This window comes from uncultured Tateyamaria sp. (genome assembly GCF_947503385.1).
Taxonomy (GTDB): Bacteria; Pseudomonadota; Alphaproteobacteria; order Rhodobacterales; family Rhodobacteraceae; genus Tateyamaria.
The window spans coordinates 88,879-106,001 of the sequence record NZ_CANNDO010000006.1 but is presented as its reverse complement, the minus strand read 5'-3'; the positions used below and the strand labels follow the sequence as shown (position 1 = coordinate 106,001).

At 61.6% G+C, this 17,123-nt stretch carries 18 protein-coding genes; 6 read left to right on the top strand and 12 right to left on the bottom strand.

Annotation, left to right across the window (positions count from 1 at the left end):
- Positions 1-34 precede the first annotated feature (34 nt).
- From Q1A85_RS17760 to Q1A85_RS17740, 5 genes are all read left to right on the top strand, one after another.
- Positions 35-457: a Fur family transcriptional regulator gene (locus Q1A85_RS17760; RefSeq protein ID WP_299692587.1), complete on the top strand. Its 423-nt coding sequence runs from the start codon at positions 35-37 to the stop codon at positions 455-457.
- On the top strand, positions 454-1,341 hold the full coding sequence (locus Q1A85_RS17755) for a DMT family transporter (protein ID WP_299692584.1): 888 nt from the start codon (positions 454-456) through the stop codon (positions 1,339-1,341). Before Q1A85_RS17760 ends, Q1A85_RS17755 begins: the two co-directional genes overlap by 4 nt.
- A gap of 69 nt (positions 1,342-1,410) precedes the next feature.
- A complete protein-coding gene (gene eno, locus Q1A85_RS17750) occupies positions 1,411-2,685 on the top strand; it encodes a phosphopyruvate hydratase (protein ID WP_299692581.1) in 1,275 nt (424 codons plus the stop codon).
- 113 nt (positions 2,686-2,798) lie between these two features.
- Entirely contained in the window at positions 2,799-3,323 is a 525-nt protein-coding gene (locus tag Q1A85_RS17745; protein WP_299692578.1) for a GNAT family N-acetyltransferase, read from the top strand.
- Positions 3,320-3,739 (top strand): cupin domain-containing protein, encoded by a 420-nt coding sequence (locus Q1A85_RS17740; protein ID WP_299692575.1) that lies wholly within the window; start codon positions 3,320-3,322, stop codon positions 3,737-3,739. Before Q1A85_RS17745 ends, Q1A85_RS17740 begins: the two co-directional genes overlap by 4 nt.
- A gap of 25 nt (positions 3,740-3,764) precedes the next feature.
- Here the strand turns inward: Q1A85_RS17740 and Q1A85_RS17735 are convergent, their stop codons facing one another.
- Positions 3,765-4,868: an anhydro-N-acetylmuramic acid kinase gene (locus tag Q1A85_RS17735; protein ID WP_299692572.1), complete on the bottom strand. Its 1,104-nt coding sequence runs from the start codon at positions 4,866-4,868 to the stop codon at positions 3,765-3,767.
- A 63-nt stretch (positions 4,869-4,931) separates the two neighbouring features.
- Here Q1A85_RS17735 and tyrS point away from each other — a divergent pair, with 63 nt between their 5' ends.
- The gene (gene tyrS / locus Q1A85_RS17730) at positions 4,932-6,173 is read left to right on the top strand and encodes a tyrosine--tRNA ligase (protein WP_299692569.1); all 1,242 of its coding nucleotides are present in this window, start codon (positions 4,932-4,934) and stop codon (positions 6,171-6,173) included.
- Between the two features lie 228 nt (positions 6,174-6,401).
- On the opposite strand, the gene lpxB is transcribed toward tyrS, so the two are convergent.
- The 11 genes from lpxB to uppS all read right to left on the bottom strand — a co-directional run bounded on the left by lpxB (position 6,402) and on the right by uppS (position 17,068).
- On the bottom strand, positions 6,402-7,565 hold the full coding sequence (gene lpxB, locus Q1A85_RS17725; protein WP_299692566.1) for a lipid-A-disaccharide synthase: 1,164 nt from the start codon (positions 7,563-7,565) through the stop codon (positions 6,402-6,404).
- Positions 7,553-8,458 (bottom strand): UDP-2,3-diacylglucosamine diphosphatase LpxI, encoded by a 906-nt coding sequence (gene lpxI / locus Q1A85_RS17720; RefSeq protein WP_299692563.1) that lies wholly within the window; start codon positions 8,456-8,458, stop codon positions 7,553-7,555. Before lpxI ends, lpxB begins: the two co-directional genes overlap by 13 nt.
- Positions 8,455-9,237 (bottom strand): acyl-ACP--UDP-N-acetylglucosamine O-acyltransferase, encoded by a 783-nt coding sequence (lpxA, locus tag Q1A85_RS17715; protein WP_299692560.1) that lies wholly within the window; start codon positions 9,235-9,237, stop codon positions 8,455-8,457. The genes lpxI and lpxA overlap by 4 nt, the downstream gene beginning before the upstream one ends.
- A complete protein-coding gene (gene fabZ / locus Q1A85_RS17710) occupies positions 9,237-9,665 on the bottom strand; it encodes a 3-hydroxyacyl-ACP dehydratase FabZ (RefSeq protein ID WP_299692557.1) in 429 nt (142 codons plus the stop codon). The genes lpxA and fabZ overlap by 1 nt, the downstream gene beginning before the upstream one ends.
- Positions 9,666-9,782: 117 nt before the next feature.
- Positions 9,783-10,325: an OmpH family outer membrane protein gene (locus Q1A85_RS17705; RefSeq protein ID WP_299692554.1), complete on the bottom strand. Its 543-nt coding sequence runs from the start codon at positions 10,323-10,325 to the stop codon at positions 9,783-9,785.
- 3 nt (positions 10,326-10,328) lie between these two features.
- Positions 10,329-12,680: an outer membrane protein assembly factor BamA gene (gene bamA, locus Q1A85_RS17700; protein WP_299692551.1), complete on the bottom strand. Its 2,352-nt coding sequence runs from the start codon at positions 12,678-12,680 to the stop codon at positions 10,329-10,331.
- A 121-nt stretch (positions 12,681-12,801) separates the two neighbouring features.
- Positions 12,802-12,927, bottom strand: coding sequence for a hypothetical protein (locus Q1A85_RS17695; protein WP_299692548.1), 126 nt, complete (start codon positions 12,925-12,927; stop codon positions 12,802-12,804).
- Between the two features lie 83 nt (positions 12,928-13,010).
- The gene (gene rseP / locus Q1A85_RS17690; protein ID WP_299692545.1) at positions 13,011-14,360 is read right to left on the bottom strand and encodes an RIP metalloprotease RseP; all 1,350 of its coding nucleotides are present in this window, start codon (positions 14,358-14,360) and stop codon (positions 13,011-13,013) included.
- A 10-nt stretch (positions 14,361-14,370) separates the two neighbouring features.
- Positions 14,371-15,534 (bottom strand): 1-deoxy-D-xylulose-5-phosphate reductoisomerase, encoded by a 1,164-nt coding sequence (gene dxr, locus Q1A85_RS17685; RefSeq protein WP_299692542.1) that lies wholly within the window; start codon positions 15,532-15,534, stop codon positions 14,371-14,373.
- Entirely contained in the window at positions 15,531-16,325 is a 795-nt protein-coding gene (locus tag Q1A85_RS17680) for a phosphatidate cytidylyltransferase (RefSeq protein WP_299692539.1), read from the bottom strand. The genes dxr and Q1A85_RS17680 overlap by 4 nt, the downstream gene beginning before the upstream one ends.
- Positions 16,322-17,068 (bottom strand): polyprenyl diphosphate synthase, encoded by a 747-nt coding sequence (gene uppS, locus Q1A85_RS17675; protein ID WP_299692536.1) that lies wholly within the window; start codon positions 17,066-17,068, stop codon positions 16,322-16,324. The genes Q1A85_RS17680 and uppS overlap by 4 nt, the downstream gene beginning before the upstream one ends.
- Positions 17,069-17,123: the final 55 nt, after the last annotated feature.

Sequence of the window (17,123 nt, the reverse complement as noted above, 5' to 3'; positions counted from 1 at the left end):
TGCCCCCGCCGCACCGCTTCGCTAAGACGGCGCCATGACGCGCGCACGCCCTACAATCATCGACCGCTGCGAAGCCAAGGGGCTGCGCATGACCCATCCCCGCAGGGTGATTGCCCGCGTATTGGAAGCGTCAGACGACCATCCGGATGTCGAAGAGCTTTACAACCGCGCCAGCGCTGTTGACGCGGGCATTTCGATTGCAACCGTCTACCGCACGGTCAAACTGTTCGAAGAGGCGGGCATTCTCGACAAGCTGGAATTTGGCGACGGCCGCGCCCGATACGAGGACGCCGAACGCGAACACCACGACCATCTCATCGACCTCAATTCCGGCGAGGTGATCGAATTCGTCGATGCCGAGATCGAAGCACTTCAGGAAAAAATTGCCGACAAGCTCGGGTACGAGCTGCGCGGACACCGGCTTGAGCTGTATGGCGTGCCAAAGAAACGCACGTGAGCACCCCCCGCGACAACCTGACCGGCGCAGGCCTGATGGTGCTGGCCATGCTGTGCTTTGCCATCGAGGACATGTTTATCAAATTTCTGGGCGGCGCGATCCCTGTCGGTCAGTTGCTGGCCTTACTGGGGGCTGGCGGTGCGCTGATTATGGGTGTCGCCTGCACCATCAAGCGGCAGCCGCTGTTCAGTGCCGAATTGCTCAGCACTCCGGTTCTGATCCGCAATGCGGGCGAATTGATCGGCACGCTGGGTTTTGTATCGGCGCTTGTGCTTATCCCGCTGGCAACGGCGTCGGCAATTCTACAGACCACGCCGCTGATGGTCACACTTGGGGCGGCCCTGTTTTTGGGCGAACAGGTCGGCTGGCGCCGCTGGGCCGCTATATCCATCGGTCTGATCGGCGTCCTGTTGATCCTGCGTCCGGGGTTGGACGGGTTCGACTGGAACGTGCTTTTTGCCGTGCAGGGCATGATTGGCCTGTCGATCCGCGATCTGGCCACCCGTCGCGCGCCCGCATCCCTATCCGCTTTGCAGCTGAGCTTCGTTGCATTTGGGCTGCTGGTGCCTGCGGGTGCGGCGATGATGTGGGTGCAGGGCAGCGACTATGTCACACCGACCCTGCGCGAATGGGGCCTGCTGGGTGTGGCAGCGGTCATCGGCGCATTCTCCTACCGATTCATCGTGTCCGCGATGCGCGTCGGAGAGGTCAGCTTTGTCACGCCGTTCCGCTACACCCGCATGGTCTTTGCCCTGATCATCGGTATCGCCGTCTTTGCCGAAGTGCCGGACACTGTCACACTGGTCGGCGTGGCGATCATCATTGGCTCCGGCCTGTACACCCTGTGGCGCGAACACAGGCACAAATCGGCCCCTGCGACATGAAAACCCCTTTGTGTTAGCGCCAACATAACGTTAGACGCTGCGTAAACCTGCCTTTCGAAAGGACATCCCATGAGCACCATTATCGACATCCACGCCCGCGAAATCCTCGACAGTCGCGGCAATCCCACGGTCGAAGTGGACGTGACCCTCGAAGACGGGACCATGGGCCGGGCCGCTGTCCCGTCGGGCGCATCCACGGGCGCCTATGAGGCCGTAGAAAAGCGGGACGGCGACAAGGCGCGGTACAAGGGCAAGGGTGTGCTGGAGGCCGTCGCCGCCGTGAACGGCGAGATTGCCGAAGCTCTGCTGGGCATCGACGCGACCGAGCAGGAAGAGGTCGACGCAACGATGATCGAACTGGACGGCACCGACAACAAGGCGCGGTTGGGTGCGAACGCAATCCTCGGCGTGTCCTTGGCAGCCGCAAAGGCGGCAGCGGATTGGACGTCGCAACCGCTCTATCGCTATGTCGGCGGCACCTCGGCGCGGATGCTGCCGGTGCCGATGATGAACATCATCAACGGCGGCGAACATGCCGATAACCCTATCGACATCCAGGAATTCATGATCATGCCGGTGTCGGCCAGCAATATCCGCGAGGCGGTGCGCATGGGGTCCGAAGTCTTCCACACACTGAAGAAAGAACTGACAGATGCGGGTCTGTCCACCGGGATCGGGGATGAGGGTGGCTTTGCGCCCAACATCAACTCCACCCGCGATGCTCTTGATTTCATTCTCAAGTCTATTGAGAAGGCTGGGTATAAGCCTGGGGAGGAAATTTATCTCGCATTGGACTGCGCGGCGACAGAATACTTCAAGGACGGCAAATACGTGCTGGCCGGCGAAGGCAAATCGCTGAGCTCCGAAGAGAACGCCGCCTATCTCGAAGCGTTGGTGAACGACTATCCCATCATCTCCATCGAGGATGGAATGGGGGAAGATGACTGGGACGGCTGGAAGGCCCTGACCGACGCCATCGGGGACCGTGTGCAATTGGTGGGTGACGACCTGTTTGTGACGAACCCGGCGCGTCTCGCCGAAGGGATTAAGCGTGGCTGTGCAAATTCGATGCTGGTAAAAGTGAACCAAATCGGCAGCTTGTCCGAAACACTTAAAGCAGTCGATATGGCCCACCGCGCCCGTTACACCAACGTCATGTCGCATCGGTCAGGTGAAACCGAAGATGCGACCATTGCCGATCTTGCCGTGGCCACGAATTGCGGACAAATCAAAACCGGATCGCTGGCCCGCTCTGACCGGTTGGCGAAATACAACCAACTGATCCGGATCGAAGAGTTGTTGGGCGAAACCGCCGAATATGCGGGCCGCAGCATTCTGCGCTGACGCCCTTGGGCCAACACTGGCGCGCAGGCTTGAAACCTTGCGCGCCACACCTCACTGTTTGCGCAAGGCTGCGGCGTCTTGCGCCGGGCGCTGATGACCCGAAGGACGGACAGATGAGCAATGTGAGACTGCGCAGCGCAACCGCCGCCGATATGGACGCAGTGGCGCGGCTGTGCTGGGCCTACCGCGCGTTGCTGGCGGAACGGTCGACGCATATCCCCGGCATCGTGGAGCGCTACTATTCGGCGGACAGCTACGCGCAAATGATTGCCGCTTTGCCGCAGACACATGCCCGTCCCAAGGGCGATATCATTCTGGCAGAGCATGACGGTGCAGTGATTGGCTGTGCAATGTATTACCCTTTGGGTCCTAACGGCGTGACAGAGATCAAGCGCGTGTTCGTGGACCCCGACGCGCGCGGTCTGGGGGCCGGTCGCGCTCTGATGCAGGAGGGGATCAGACGCGCGAGCGCCGACGGATACCGCCGCATGGTGCTCGACACGATTGCGCCGCTGCACGAAGCGGTATCGCTCTACGAGGCGCTGGGGTTCCGGCCTTGCGCGCCATATTACGAGCCTGAGCCTGCCTATGTGCCGCATCTGCGGTTCTTCGACATCGCCTTGCAGGCCCCCGCATGACGGCGGACGAGGTGATCGCGCGGCTGGATCTCGCGCCGCATCCCGAAGGGGGGCATTTCCGTCAAACCTGGATGGCCGCGAATGACGGCAGGCCCACGGGCACCTGCATCTATTTCCTGCTGGCCGAAGGTGAGACAAGCCATTGGCACACAGTCGACGCCACCGAAATCTGGCTGTATCACGCAGGCGCGCCCTTGATCCTGAGCCTGAGCGCGACAGAAGCCGGTCCTGCGCAGGAGCATCTGTTGACCCCCGATCTGGATCGCGGCGCGCCGCAGATCATCGTCCCCAAACATCATTGGCAAGCCGCGCGCAGCACGGGCGCATGGACATTGGTCAGTTGCACCGTGTCACCGGGGTTTCAGTTCGACGGCTTTACGCTTGCACCACCGAGGTTCACCATTCCCCGCGCCTGATCCTGTTGCTGCTCTGGTCGGCGCGTCAGGGCACGGACACGACGCCCCCGCCAACCGCAGCGCGGACACCTGTCGTGCCGGGGCACGACGTTGGCAACCCCCGCGCCACACGCACCGCCAGATAGGCAAAGGCCTGCGCCTCAAGCATATCACCGTCCAATCCCACCGCCTCAACCGGCTCCACCGGGCAGTCCAGTGACACTTCCAACATTTCCATCAAAACCGGGTTGTGACGCCCGCCGCCAGTGACCAGCATCCGCGTCGGCAATGTCGGACAGTGTTCCATGGCTTGCGCCACACCGGCGGCGCACATGGCCGTCAGCGTGGCGGCCGCATCCGCATCGCTGAGTTCGCGCACCAGATTTACCATTTCGGCAAAGTCGTTCCGGTCCAGCGACTTGGGGGGCATCTTGGCAAAGAACGGTTCGGCCAAAAATAGCTCCAACGCACCGGTCTCCACTGTCCCCCCCGCCGCGACACAGCCGCCTTTGTCATAGGCCAAGCCCAGCCGTTCCTGCATCAGGTCGTTGACCGGCGCATTCGCTGGCCCCGTGTCAAAGGCCAGCAGCGCCCCCGCCTCTTGCTGCGCGTCAAAGCGTGGATCGACCCATGTGATGTTGCCCACACCGCCCAAGTTCAGAAAGGCCACAGGGGCCTCTGCCCCGATCCATTTGGCACAGGCAAAGTGAAAGAACGGAGCAAGGGGCGCGCCCTCGCCCCCCAACGCCACATCAGAGCTGCGAAAATCCCACACAACCGGACGGCGCAATGCCTGTGCCAGAACGGTGCCATCGCCCAATTGCAGCGTTCCGTGCAAACGCGGCGCATGTGCCACCGTCTGACCGTGAAAGCCGATCACATCCGCGTCGGGGAAGTCCGCGAGCAATTCCTGATGCGCCCGCATCGTCACGTCCGTCGCCGGACCCAGCGTGGGTCCGGACCACTGCCCCAAGGCGCGCCGCAACACAGCCCGTTCGTCATCGGAATATGCACGGTACCCAGACCGACCAAAACCATGAATGGCAACGCCATCCGTCTCGATCATGGCGGCGTCGACCCCATCGAGCGATGTGCCTGACATCGCCCCCAGCGCCCTGATCACCGTCCCCTTGGCCCGGACCTTATCCATGGTCTTTTCCTTCGCCCCTTGCCCAACTATAGACAGCACGCAGCCCCACCCAAGGACAAGCCCATGACGTACACGCCCCGCTCCGATTTTCTGCATGTGATGCAGTCCCGCGGCTTTTTGGCCGACTGCACGGATATGCAGGCGCTGGACGAGGCGCTGCTTACGCCCGGTCAGTCGGGCTATATCGGGTTTGACGCCACTGCGCGGTCGCTACATGTGGGCTCGCTGATCCAGATCATGATGCTGCGCTGGTTCCAGCAGACCGGGCACAGGCCCATTACGTTGATGGGCGGCGGCACGACCAAAGTGGGCGATCCGTCGTTTCGGGCCGATGAACGGCCCCTGCTCGATGCGGCGGCCATTGACGACAATATCGAAGGCATCCGCCAGGTGTTTGCCGCCTATATCGACTATGATGCGGGCGCGCAGATGCTGAACAATGCCGAATGGCTGGACGATCTGAACTATCTCGATTTCCTGCGCGACATCGGGCGGCATTTTTCGATCAACCGGATGCTGTCATTTGAAAGCGTCAAGTCGCGGCTGGACCGCGAACAGTCCCTGAGCTTTCTCGAATTCAACTACATGATCCTGCAAGCCTATGATTTCATGGAACTGCACCGCCGCTACGGCTGCATCCTGCAAATGGGCGGCAGCGATCAGTGGGGCAATATCGTCAACGGGATCGACCTCACGCGCCGCGTGATCGAGGGCGAGGTCTATGGCCTCACCTCACCCCTGCTCACCACCTCGGACGGCAAGAAGATGGGCAAATCGCAATCCGGTGCCGTCTGGCTGAATGCCGAAATGCTGTCGCCCTATGAATTCTGGCAGTTCTGGCGCAACACCACGGACGCCGATGTGGGCCGCTTCCTCAAACTCTACACCGAATTGCCAGTGGACGAATGCGACCGCATGGGTGCGCTCCAAGGATCCGAGATCAATGAGGCCAAGGTGCGGCTTGCCACCGAGGTTACGACGCTGCTGCACGGCGCTGATGCGGCCGCCGCCGCGGCCCAGACCGCGCGCGACGTGTTCGAAAAGGGTGGCGTGGGTGATGACCTGCCCACACTGACATTGAGCGCAACAGATGTGGGCGACGGCATCTCCATCGTGCAACTGATCGTGAAATCGGGCCTTGCCGGGTCGGGCAAGGAGGCCAAGCGCCTGATCGCCGAGGGCGGCGCGCGCCTCAACGACGCGCCCCTGACCGACGCAGGTACGATGATCGACGCCGACGCACTGACCAGCCCGATCAAGCTGTCTGCGGGCAAAAAGCGCCACGCGCTGGTGCAACTGACCTGAACCTTGGTTTCGGAGCCGCCGTCGCTTGATCTCCAAGAGACAGGGGGCAGGCTGACGGTCCAGCGGAAATCCGGAGGGTCCCTGCCAGAGGAAACCGTATTTCTGCTTGAACGGCAGACTGGCCCCTGTCACGCCAGAGATCATGTGTCGGCGGCCTGAACACCTTGGTTTTGGTGGGTCCAGAAGCGCCAAATCAACACTGTAATGCGCCGCAGGCGCGCAATTGGCTTACATCCGATCCAGCACGGCGCGGGCCGCGCGCAGGCCGGGGTCTTCGCCGCCCTGCCCCAACCGCTCCATTGTCAGTGCCATGGCCGCGCGCTGCGGCTCGGGGTCCTGCAACAGCGTCTCCATAGCGGCAACGGTGTTATCCACATTCATCTCGCGGCCCACCACTTCGGGCACCACGCGGCTGTCAGTGACATGATTGATCAGACTGCCCGTGTCCGTGGTGACCATCCGACTGATGATCGCGCGGCTCAGCCAGTGCAGGTCAAAGGCGCTGACCATCGGCGTGCCCGCTGCGGCGAGCTCCAGCGACACTGTGCCGGATGTGGCCAGCGCCACATCTGCGGCGGCAAAGGCCACGGATTTCTTCGCCTTGATCGCTTCCACGGACTTGCCGCGCGGGTCCAGCACCAGCGGCGCAACCGGCCAGCGTGCCACCTCTTCCAGCACCGCTTCGGCCACGGACGGCGCTGCGGGCAGGATCATGCGCATGTCCGGATGTGTGTCCTGCAACCGACCCAGCGCCGCGCCAAAGACCGGCCCCATGCGCGCCACTTCCCCTTTGCGCGACCCCGGCAGAACCAGCATCAGCGGGTCAGCCGCGTCCAGCCCATGCGCGGCACGAAACGCGGCACACTCCGCCTCTGATGCGCGGGGCACGTTCGCCGCCGGATGCCCGACGAAGTCGCAGGCCATGCCTTCGGCTTCCATATATGGCGGCTCGAACGGAAAAAGCGCGAGGACGTGGTCAATATACTGCGCCATTTTCTTGGCGCGCCCCGGACGCCATGCCCAGACGGTTGGGGCGACGTAGTGCACGGTGCGCACGGCGCCTTGCGCCTTGACCAGCTTGGCCACGCGAAACGAAAAATCGGGCGCATCAATGGTAATCAGGACGTCGGGTCGCGTGTCAACGACGGCGCGTGCGGTTTCAGCGATCCGACGTTTGAGGTGGACGTATTTGGGCAGCACTTCGGCGATGCCCATGACGGTCAGTTCCGACATGTCAAAACGGCTGGTCAACCCTTCTGCCTGCATCAACGGCCCGCCGATACCATCGAATTGCACATCCGGCGCAAGTGTCTTGAGACCTGCCATCAAGGCCGCCCCCAAAGCGTCTCCGGACGGCTCGCCCGCCAGCAAAAAGACCCTTAGCGCACCCACAGAAACAACCCTTTGTCGTCCAGCATGTCGATAACACGGTCCCGGTCCAACACCATCACGCCGCCCTTGGCCAGAACGATCCCGTCCAGCTTGGCCGCAATCGCACGCTCCGCCGTCCCCGGACCAATCGTCGGCAGATCAACACGCATGTCCTGCCCCGGCTTGGGCGCTTTGAAGAACACACCGCCATGCCCCTTGGCACGTGCCTCGGCCACGGGGCCGGACAACCAATCCGCCGCCCCGTCGAGCATTCCACCCACCATGTCCAGCGTCATGCCAAACGGATCATCATCCCCCAGAGGCTGCGGTGGCGCAGCCGGACCGGAGACGAGATCCGCCAGCATAGCATCCGTGCCCCTTCGGTCTTCGGTCGCGATGACCACACCGTCGCGGATAACACAGGATTGCCCCTCGTCCTTGCGCCCCTGTTCCCGGTGGACGCCCTCGGCAATAGAAAGGTCACGCTCGGTCGTCTCAAGGGGCTGTGCCAGCGTCAGGACGCCCGACGGCGGCAGCAGCCCCGGGGCCAGATCATGCGCGCCGCGCACAGCAAAGCCCTTGTCCTGAAAAATGCCCAGCACAGTGCGCAAGGCGCTGTCCTCACCCCCGCCCACGGCCTTGGACAACGCGGGCAACAGCGGCACAGTACGCGCATCCAGACGGGTCAGCGAGATGTTGGGGCGGTCGATTGCCCCGCAAAAACACACCTCGGTCACACCACGCTTGCCCAATTCGCGCAGAAGACCGCCCAGTTTTTCGATGCGAAAACTCAGATCAGGCGTCAGACCGTCAGGCAGGTGCCCGTCGAGCGTACAGATCAACGGGCGCGTGTCTTGTGCCGCAGCCACGGCAGCGGGCAGCGCGCCCCGGCCGGTGATCAGGGCAAGGCTCATCGGGGTGTCAGGAAATGCCGGTCGCTTTCGCCCATGACGAAATCGACGATTTCGCGCACGTATTCACTGTCCGTTTCCGCCCCCAGACGTTCAGCACGAGAGTGGAACGTTCCCTCCCCTTGCGCCAGCATCTGGAATGCGGCGCGCAGCGCCGTGATGTCGGACCGGGCCACGCCACGCCGCTTTAGCCCGACGAGGTTCAGACCGTCCAACTCGCCACGCGGCGCCTGCACCAGACCGTAGGGGATCACATCATTCGTCACCATCGTCACGGCACCGATGATGGCACCACGGCCCACCCGCACGAATTGGTGCACCCCGGACAAACCACCGATGATCACATCGTCCTCAAGCACGCAGTGCCCCGCAATGGCGGCGGAATTCACCACAATCACCCGGTCACCGATCAGCGCGTCATGAGCGATATGGCATCCGGCCATGAACAGCCCATCATCGCCGATGCGGGTCACACCGCCGCCCCCTTCGGTGCCGCAGTTCATCGTCACATGCTCGCGGATGCGGTTGCGCGCCCCGATCTCAAGGCGGCTCTGTTCGCCCTTGAATTTCAGGTCCTGCGGCACCTCGCCGATTACCGCGAACGGAAAGACGGTGGTGCCTTGGCCAATCGTGGTCTGGCCGGTGACGACCACATGGGATTTCAACGTGACGTCAGGCCCGATGACCGCATCGGCCCCCACCACACAAAACGGACCAACCGTGGCGCTGGCATCGATCTGTGCGCCCGGTTCAATCACCGCAGACGGGTGTATCCCGGCCATCAGCTTGGCAGGTCCATCATGGCGGTGAATTCGGCCTCACAGGCCATGTCGCCATCCACCTCGGCGGTTCCCGAAAACTTCCACACCTTGCCACCGGGTTTGCCCCGCGTCGTGCGCAGCTTGAGCGCGAGCTGATCGCCGGGCACCACCATCCGGCGGAATTTGCATTTGTCGATTGCCATGAAATAGACAAGCATGTTCTGGTCTTCCATGCCCAGTTCGGTGCCCACCATCACGGCGGCGGTCTGTGCCATCGCCTCGACAATTGTCACACCCGGCATGATCGGCTTTCCAGGAAAGTGACCCTGAAAATGCGGTTCGTTCATGGTGACGTTCTTGATGCCCGTCGCGGATTGGAAGCCGTCAATATCGACAACCTTGTCGATCAAAAGGAACGGATAACGGTGCGGAATCAGCCGCTGGATCAAGTCAATATCTGCTGTTTTCAACTGCTGCTCTGACGACACGGCGCACAAACCTCGTTGCGTTTGTTCTGGTTCCCTCCTGCCTAGCAAGGGGGGCGGCGCGCCGCAAGCGCGGGGGTGTCAGTCGTTGGGAACCGGCGTGGTGCCGTCGCCGACAGCCGCGTTGATCTCGGCTATGGCGCGGTCGGTGATGTCGATTGCGTTCGAGCTGACAAAAACGCTGCGCACCTCAAGCACGACGGCAGCGCCCACATCGCGCATGATCGCTTCCAGCACCGGCAGGGCCGCACGCAGAAAACGCGCCTGATTGTCATCCAGCAGGGCAAGGTTTTCCTTGTTGCGCGCCTCGCGGTCGCGGCGGATCGCCTGCACCCGCGCATCGAACGCGTCGGCCAGCGCGCGAAATTCCTCTGGAGTCAGGGTGTCGCGCTGTTCTGTCAGCGCTTTCTCTTCGGCTTCGAGCTCGGCTTCCAACGCGATGTTTTCATTGGTCAGCGCTTGTGTACGTTCTTCTATTTCGCGCAGGACCCGTTGGCCGAAATCGCTGTCGCGATACAGCCGCTCACTGTCGATGGTAAGGATCGGGCTTTGCACCACCTGCGCGCTGGCAAAGGGTGCAAGCCCGATGATCAAGACCAGCGCGACAAGATAGCGCCGGAACATGGGTTAGAACTGAGTAGACAAGGTCAGGTCAAAGGTCTGCTCTTCGTCGAAATCCTCTTTCTTGAGAGCATTCGAGAAGTTGAACCGGAGCGGGCCAATGGCCGTGTCCCAGAACAGCGAGAACCCGATGACATGCCGGAAAGAACCGTCCTGTCCGACAACGTTGCCACCTGACAGGTCGACATCGTCGAGATTGTACAGGTTGCCAATGTCGTAGAACAGGCCGCCGCGCAGCCCGATTTCCTCGGGCAGACCCAGCGGGAATTCCATGTCGAACCGTGCCGCCACGTAAATGTTGCCGCCCAACGGATCAGGATCGCCCGGGCTGGACAGATCGCGTGGACCGATGCCGCCGGGTTCAAAGCCGCGCAGGATTTGCGGGCCAACAAAAAAGCGGTCAATGGTCCGGTTCGTGCCCGAAGACCAAGCGAGCAATCCACCTTCGAGGGTCGCGCGCAATGTGACTTCTTCGTTGAACACGCGACGCTGACCAATGATCTTGCCCACAGTGCGTATGTATTCGGAATCGCCGCCGATGCCGGAAAAGTCCTGACTAAACTCAAGTAAAACGCCGGCATTCGGGTCGAGTCCACCACTGCGTGTGTCGTACCGATACGTGTATCCGATCGAAGACGAGAACTGCTGCCCTGCTGCAATCTCCGTCAGCACGACATTGCCGGGCACGATGCTGTCACGTTGCAAAAGCTCGTCCTGACGCCCCGTGTAGCGCAGAGACAGCGTGCTGTTTTCACCGGTCCGGAAGGTCAGGCTTGGCGAAAACCGAAATGTGGAGCTGTCATAGTTCGCAAAGCTGCTGTCCGCTTCGCTGTATTGCAGATCGATCCCCAAGGCGACATCACGACCCAACAGCGAGGGTTCTACAAAGCTAATGCCATACCGCTCGGATTCTTCGGCTGTCGACAACGTCAGCCCAAGGGTCTGGCCCCGGCCAAGGAAATTGCGTTCCGTGAAACCGACAGCCACGCCAAATCCGTCATTGTTGGAAAAGGTTGCGCCGAAATTCAGTGCGCCTGTGGGCTGCTCTTCGACATCGACATCAATCACCACTTGATCCGAGGACGACCCTTCGCGCGCGTTCACATCTGAATTGGAGAAATACCCCAGCGCCCTGATCCGTTCGGCCGCATCGCGGATTTCGCGCGGATTGAACGGGTCACCTTCGGCGATGCGGAATTGACGGCGGATCACCTGATCCAATGTCGTTGTGTTGCCTTCGATATCGATGCGCTCGACGAACACACGCGGACCGCGGGTCAGCACAAATTCGACGTCCAGCGTCAGGTCGCGGTCGTTGCGGCTGACGCGCGGTTCGACACGCAGAAAATTGATACCTTCTCGCTGGCCTTTGCGCTCCAACCGGCTCAGCTCTGCTTCGACCAGCGTCGGCGAATAGGTTGCACCCGGTCGCAGTTTGAGCACGTCGGTATATGCGTCAGGATCGACGTCTGCCCGTTCGCTGCTCACCGTGATTTCGCCAAAGCTGAACTGCTGCCCCTCTTCGATATTGAAGACGAGGAAGAAGCCATCGCGCTCTTCGGTCAGTTCGGCATTCGACCCGAGAACCCGGAAATCGACATAGCCCCGCGAGCTGTAGAAATCCCGCAAAAGCTGTTCGTCGAACGCGATCCGGTCTTCGACCAATGTGTCGCTACGGATCAGGGTGCGAAACACGCCTGCTTGCTTGGTCTCCAAGATGCGACGCAGGCGCCGGTCGGAGTAGTTGCGGTTGCCGACAAAGGTGATCCGCTCAATCTCGATCACGCCGCCTTCGAAGACTTCGTAGATCACGTCGACGCGGTTGTCGTTGCGCCGGATGATGCGCGGCGTGACACGGGCCGCCACACGGCCTTGTTGTACATAGGCTTCGGAAATTGCTGCCGCGTCACGTTCGGCCTGCGCCGGGTTGAACACACGGCGCTCCTGTAGTTGGACAATTGCACCAAGCGCGTCGTCGTCCACGCGCCGGTTGCCCTCAAACGCGATGCGGTTGACCGTCGGCAGTTCGACAACCGTAATCAGCAGCGTGTTGCCGCGCGGCTCAACCGAAACGGTTTCAAACAGGCCGCTGTTCTGCAGGTTCTGCACGACATCGTTCACCTGACCGGCTGACAACGTCTGTCCGGTGGCGATTCCGGCTTGTTGCAGAATGGCTGCATCGCCGATCCGCGTGTTGCCTTCGATCTGGATTGATCCAAACCGAAATGTTTGCGCCTCGACGCTTGCGCCGACGCTCAGCCAAATCGCTGAAACAAAAACGAAAAATCTAATAATGCTCTGCGCGCGGATCAGGTGTGACAGCACCTGTGGGCCCGCGCCCCTCAACCCCAGTCCCATGGTGTATTCCCACGTGTTCAGACATTCACTGAGAAGTGAGTATCGGGATTGCCGAGGCTTGTCAAAACCCCAGAACGTTCATGGATTGTATTGATTGAGGAAACGGTGCCCGTGGTCGCGTCTACAGGCTGCCAAGCCACGCGCCAGCGCCCAAAGCCGCCGCAAGCGTGACAGCATAAAGAACGCGGTCGGCGTTCAGCATCATTAACAGGCTCAGGCCGCGATATCCACTGTGAAGGGTCTGCATGTGCTCATCCTTTGGCTGATAATCACACTAGCGACTGATTCCGGCAGCAACTTGGAACAAATGTGGCAGTATTGTGGCGCGGCTCAGGGACAGAAGAGGTCGTTGCCAAGCGCAAAAACCATCAGCGACAGCACAATCGCAAGCCCGGCCGCCATCAGAATGCGCAAGGCCCCATCGCTGGGTGGACGGCCCGTGACCGCCTCATAGGCGTAAAACACGAGATGACCGCCATCAAGCGCGGGGATCGGAAACAGGTTCAACAATCCAACCGCCGTGGACAGCACGGCAATGAACCAGATAAAGCTGACCGCCCCTTGGCTGGCCATGGTGCCCGACACCTGCGCGATTCCGATAGGCCCCGACAAATTACAGGTGCTGATTGCCCCGGTGATCATATGGCCAAGGCCAGAGATTGAGCCGGTAATGATGGACCATGTCTGGTTCACGCCGCCGACGACCGCTTGTCCCAGTCCCGGCGCTTCGGTTGCTCTCTCAAACGCGTTGCCGCTGGCAATACCGATCCGCCACACGGTGGCAAAGCCGCCGTCAGCCTGCGGCTCATCGGTGCGTTTCGGTGTCAGGACCTTTTCCAGCATTTTGCCATCACGCCAGACCCCGAGGGTCAACCCGGCACCATCCGAGCTTTCCACCGCCGTTTTCAACTGGTTGAACGCAAAAATCGGCGTGCCGTCGATTGACGTGATGACGTCCCCGCGCTCCAGGCCTGCCGAGATTGCCGCGCTTTGCGGGGTGACGGAATTGACCAGAGGTGGCCGCAAATACGGCGCTTGAACCACCATACGCTCTCCCCCGCGTTCGACCGTGTAATCGAGGATGGGTGCCTGTGGCAGATTTTGCATGAATGCTGCGTATGCGCCGTCTTCGATGCTGGGCACCGGGGCGCCGTTGATCTCAAGCACGACGTCGCCAGCCTGTAGCTCCTGCACTTCGGCAGGCAACGGGCGCAGCTCACCCACGGTGAGCGGGTCGCGCGGAACGCCCGTGGAATACCCGACGGACGCAAAGACAATGATGGATAGAACAAAGTTGAACACCGGGCCGGCTGCAACCGTGGCCGCACGGGCCCAGAGCGGCGCGCCGTGCATGGTGCGGCGCAGCGCGTTTGGATCGGCGGCGGCGGCTTGCATGGCGTCCGCGTCTTTGCCCGATGCGGCATTCGCGTCACCGGCAAATTTTACATAGCCGCCAAAGGGAAGGGCCGCGATCTGCCATTTGGTGCCGCGCTTGTCATGGCGGCTCCACAACACCGGGCCAAACCCAATGGAAAACACATCCGCATGGATGCCGGACCAACGGCCTACGATGTAGTGGCCGTATTCATGGATCGCCACGATAACACTGAGGGCAACGATAAAGGCCACAATCGTCCAGGTCAGGCCGCCAAAGCCCGAGAGAAGCGCCGCTATGTCCAAAGGTTCACCCTTACTGTTGCCTGATTATCTGCTCTGCTGCGTGCCGTGCCATTTGGTCCGCTTGGCGCACATTATCAAGGGTCATTGCGGCATCAATAAGGTCAGGATCAAAGGTGTTGAGCACCTCTTCGACCACTTCTGCCATCTGCGGAAAGCGCAGCGCGCCCGCGATAAACCCATCCAGCGCCGTTTCCTTGGCTGCGTTGAACACGGCCCCCGCAAGCCCGCGCCGGTCCATGACTTCGCGCGCCAGCCGCAAGGCGGGCCAGCGGGCATCGTCGGGCGCACGGAACGTCAATGCCCCGATCTGCGCCAGATCAAGGCGGTCTACGGGCAGGTTAGTCCGGTCAGGCCAAGTCAGCGCATATCCGATCGCGTGGCGCATATCGGGCGGCCCCACATGGGCCATCAACGCGCCATCGTGAAAGCCGACCAAAGCGTGCACCATGGATTCGGGATGTACTAACACCTCGATCTTGCTGGGTGCGACACCGAAATATTCCCGTGTTTCAATCAGTTCCAGCGCCTTGTTAAACATTGAGGCGCTGTCGATGGTGATCCGCTGGCCCATATCCCAGTTCGGATGGGCCGAGGCCTGCGCCAGCGTGGCATTGGCCAGATCCTCAAGCGGCCAGTCCCGGAATGCCCCGCCTGAGGCAGTGATTATCACCCGCTCCACCGCGTTCATGTCCTCGCCCACGAGCGCTTGAAAGACTGCGGAATGCTCACTGTCCACCGGCAATAGACGCGCATCGTGTTTGGCAGCCGTCTCAAGGATCAGGGCACCGGCGCACACCAGCGATTCCTTGTTTGCCAGCGCCAGCGTTGCCCCCTGTTGCAGTGCGGTCAGGCCCGGCTCAAGCCCCGCCGCGCCCACGATGGCGGACATGACCCAATCGGCAGGCCGTGCAGCAGCTTCGATCAACGCCGCCTGCCCTGCCGCCGCCGCGACCCCTGATCCGGCAAGCGCATCGCGCAGCGGCTCCAGCAGGCTGTCATCGGCGGTCACGGCCAAATCAGCATTCAGGCGGATCGCGTCCTGTGCCAGTTGCGCGATATTGCGTGCGCCAGTGAGGGCCACAACGTCATAGGCATCCGGATCGCGCGAAATCAGATCAATGGTATTCTGCCCGATAGACCCGGTCGCGCCAAAGATCGACACACGCCGCGTCACAGCACGCTCCACGGAAATCCAAAGGCCACTTCAAGCACGAGAAGCGCCAGTGCGGCCCCCAGCATTCCGTCAAACCGGTCCAGCAGGCCACCATGGCCGGGGATCAGGGTCGAACTGTCCTTGACCCCGACCTTGCGCTTGATCGCGCTTTCCGCGATGTCGCCCAGTTGCGATGCAAAACTCAGCAAAACAGAGGCCAGAACCAAGGCACCCAACGCGCCGGACCCAATCCCAAAGCCAAGCCCGACCAACGCCGCCGCGACCCAACCGGCAGAGGTGCCCGCCCATGTTTTCTTGGGACTGACCGCAGGCCAGAATTTCGGCCCGCCGATCATGCGGCCCGCGAAATAGCCCGCCACATCCGTGACAACAACGACCAGAACAAGCCACACCATCCAGCCAAACCCCAGATCGTCGCGCACATGTGCCATGCCCCAGCCTGCCAGCAACAGAAGGCCGGAAAACACAAGGTAAACAGGCGCATATCGTTTGACTCGGCCCAGCCCCACCAAAACCGCAGCCGCCAGCAGCGGCACCGCATAGAGCGGCGGCAGATAGGTGGCCAGCAGCACGGCGAATGCCGACACACCGCCCAATTGCAGCGCCAGCGACGGCTGATCCGGCGACAGCATCCGCACAAGCTCCCAAACCATCAGCCCGCAGATCACCGCGACAAGCCCGTGAAACACGTGTCCACCAAACCAGATGCCCGCGATGCCAATGGCGACCATCGCGGCGCCGGACCCAAGGCGAGTGCCCAGATCAGACCAGCGTTCCGCGTTGCCGTTCACGTCTTGACCCCGCCAAACCGTCGCTCCCGACTGCCATATTTGGCACACAGCCGGGTGAACTCTTCGCGGGAAAAATCAGGCCAGAGCGTGTCGACAAATTCGTATTCCGCATAGGCCGATTGCCACAGCAGGAAGTTGGAAATACGCGCCTCGCCGCTGGTGCGGATCACCAGATCGGGATCGGGCAGCACTTGGGTGTCGAGAAATTTGACCAATGCGGCCTCGTCCACTGTTTCCGGGTCGATATTGCCCGCCGCAACCTCAAGCGCCAGCCGCTTGGTGGCGCGGGCCACTTCGTCACGGCCCCCGTAATTCAGCGCGATGGTCAGGTTCACCCGCGTGTTGCCCGAGGTTAGCACCTCCAGTTCGTCCATCAGCTTGATCAGCTTTTTGTCGAGCCGCACCCGGTCGCCGATAAACCGGACCCGCACGCCAAAATCATCAAGCGCACGCGCCTCTTTGGCGATGTAGCGGCGAAAGAGGCTCATCAACCCGGCCACCTCAACTTGCGTCCGCTTCCAGTTTTCGGTGCTGAAGGCAAAGATGGTCAGGTATTCGACCCCGATGTCCGGACAGGTTTCGACCACCTCGCGCACACGCCGGGCGCCTGCGTGATGGCCAAACAGACGTGGCCGCCCGCGTTGCGTGGCCCAGCGTCCATTGCCGTCCATTATGATGGCGACGTGGCGCGGGCCGGTATGGGCAGGGTCTGAAATGGCGTCGTCCTTAAATCTGTTTTGCAATGCGCCCCCGGTATGTCGGGGCGGGCCATTAAAGGCCCCAACGCACCACCGGCAC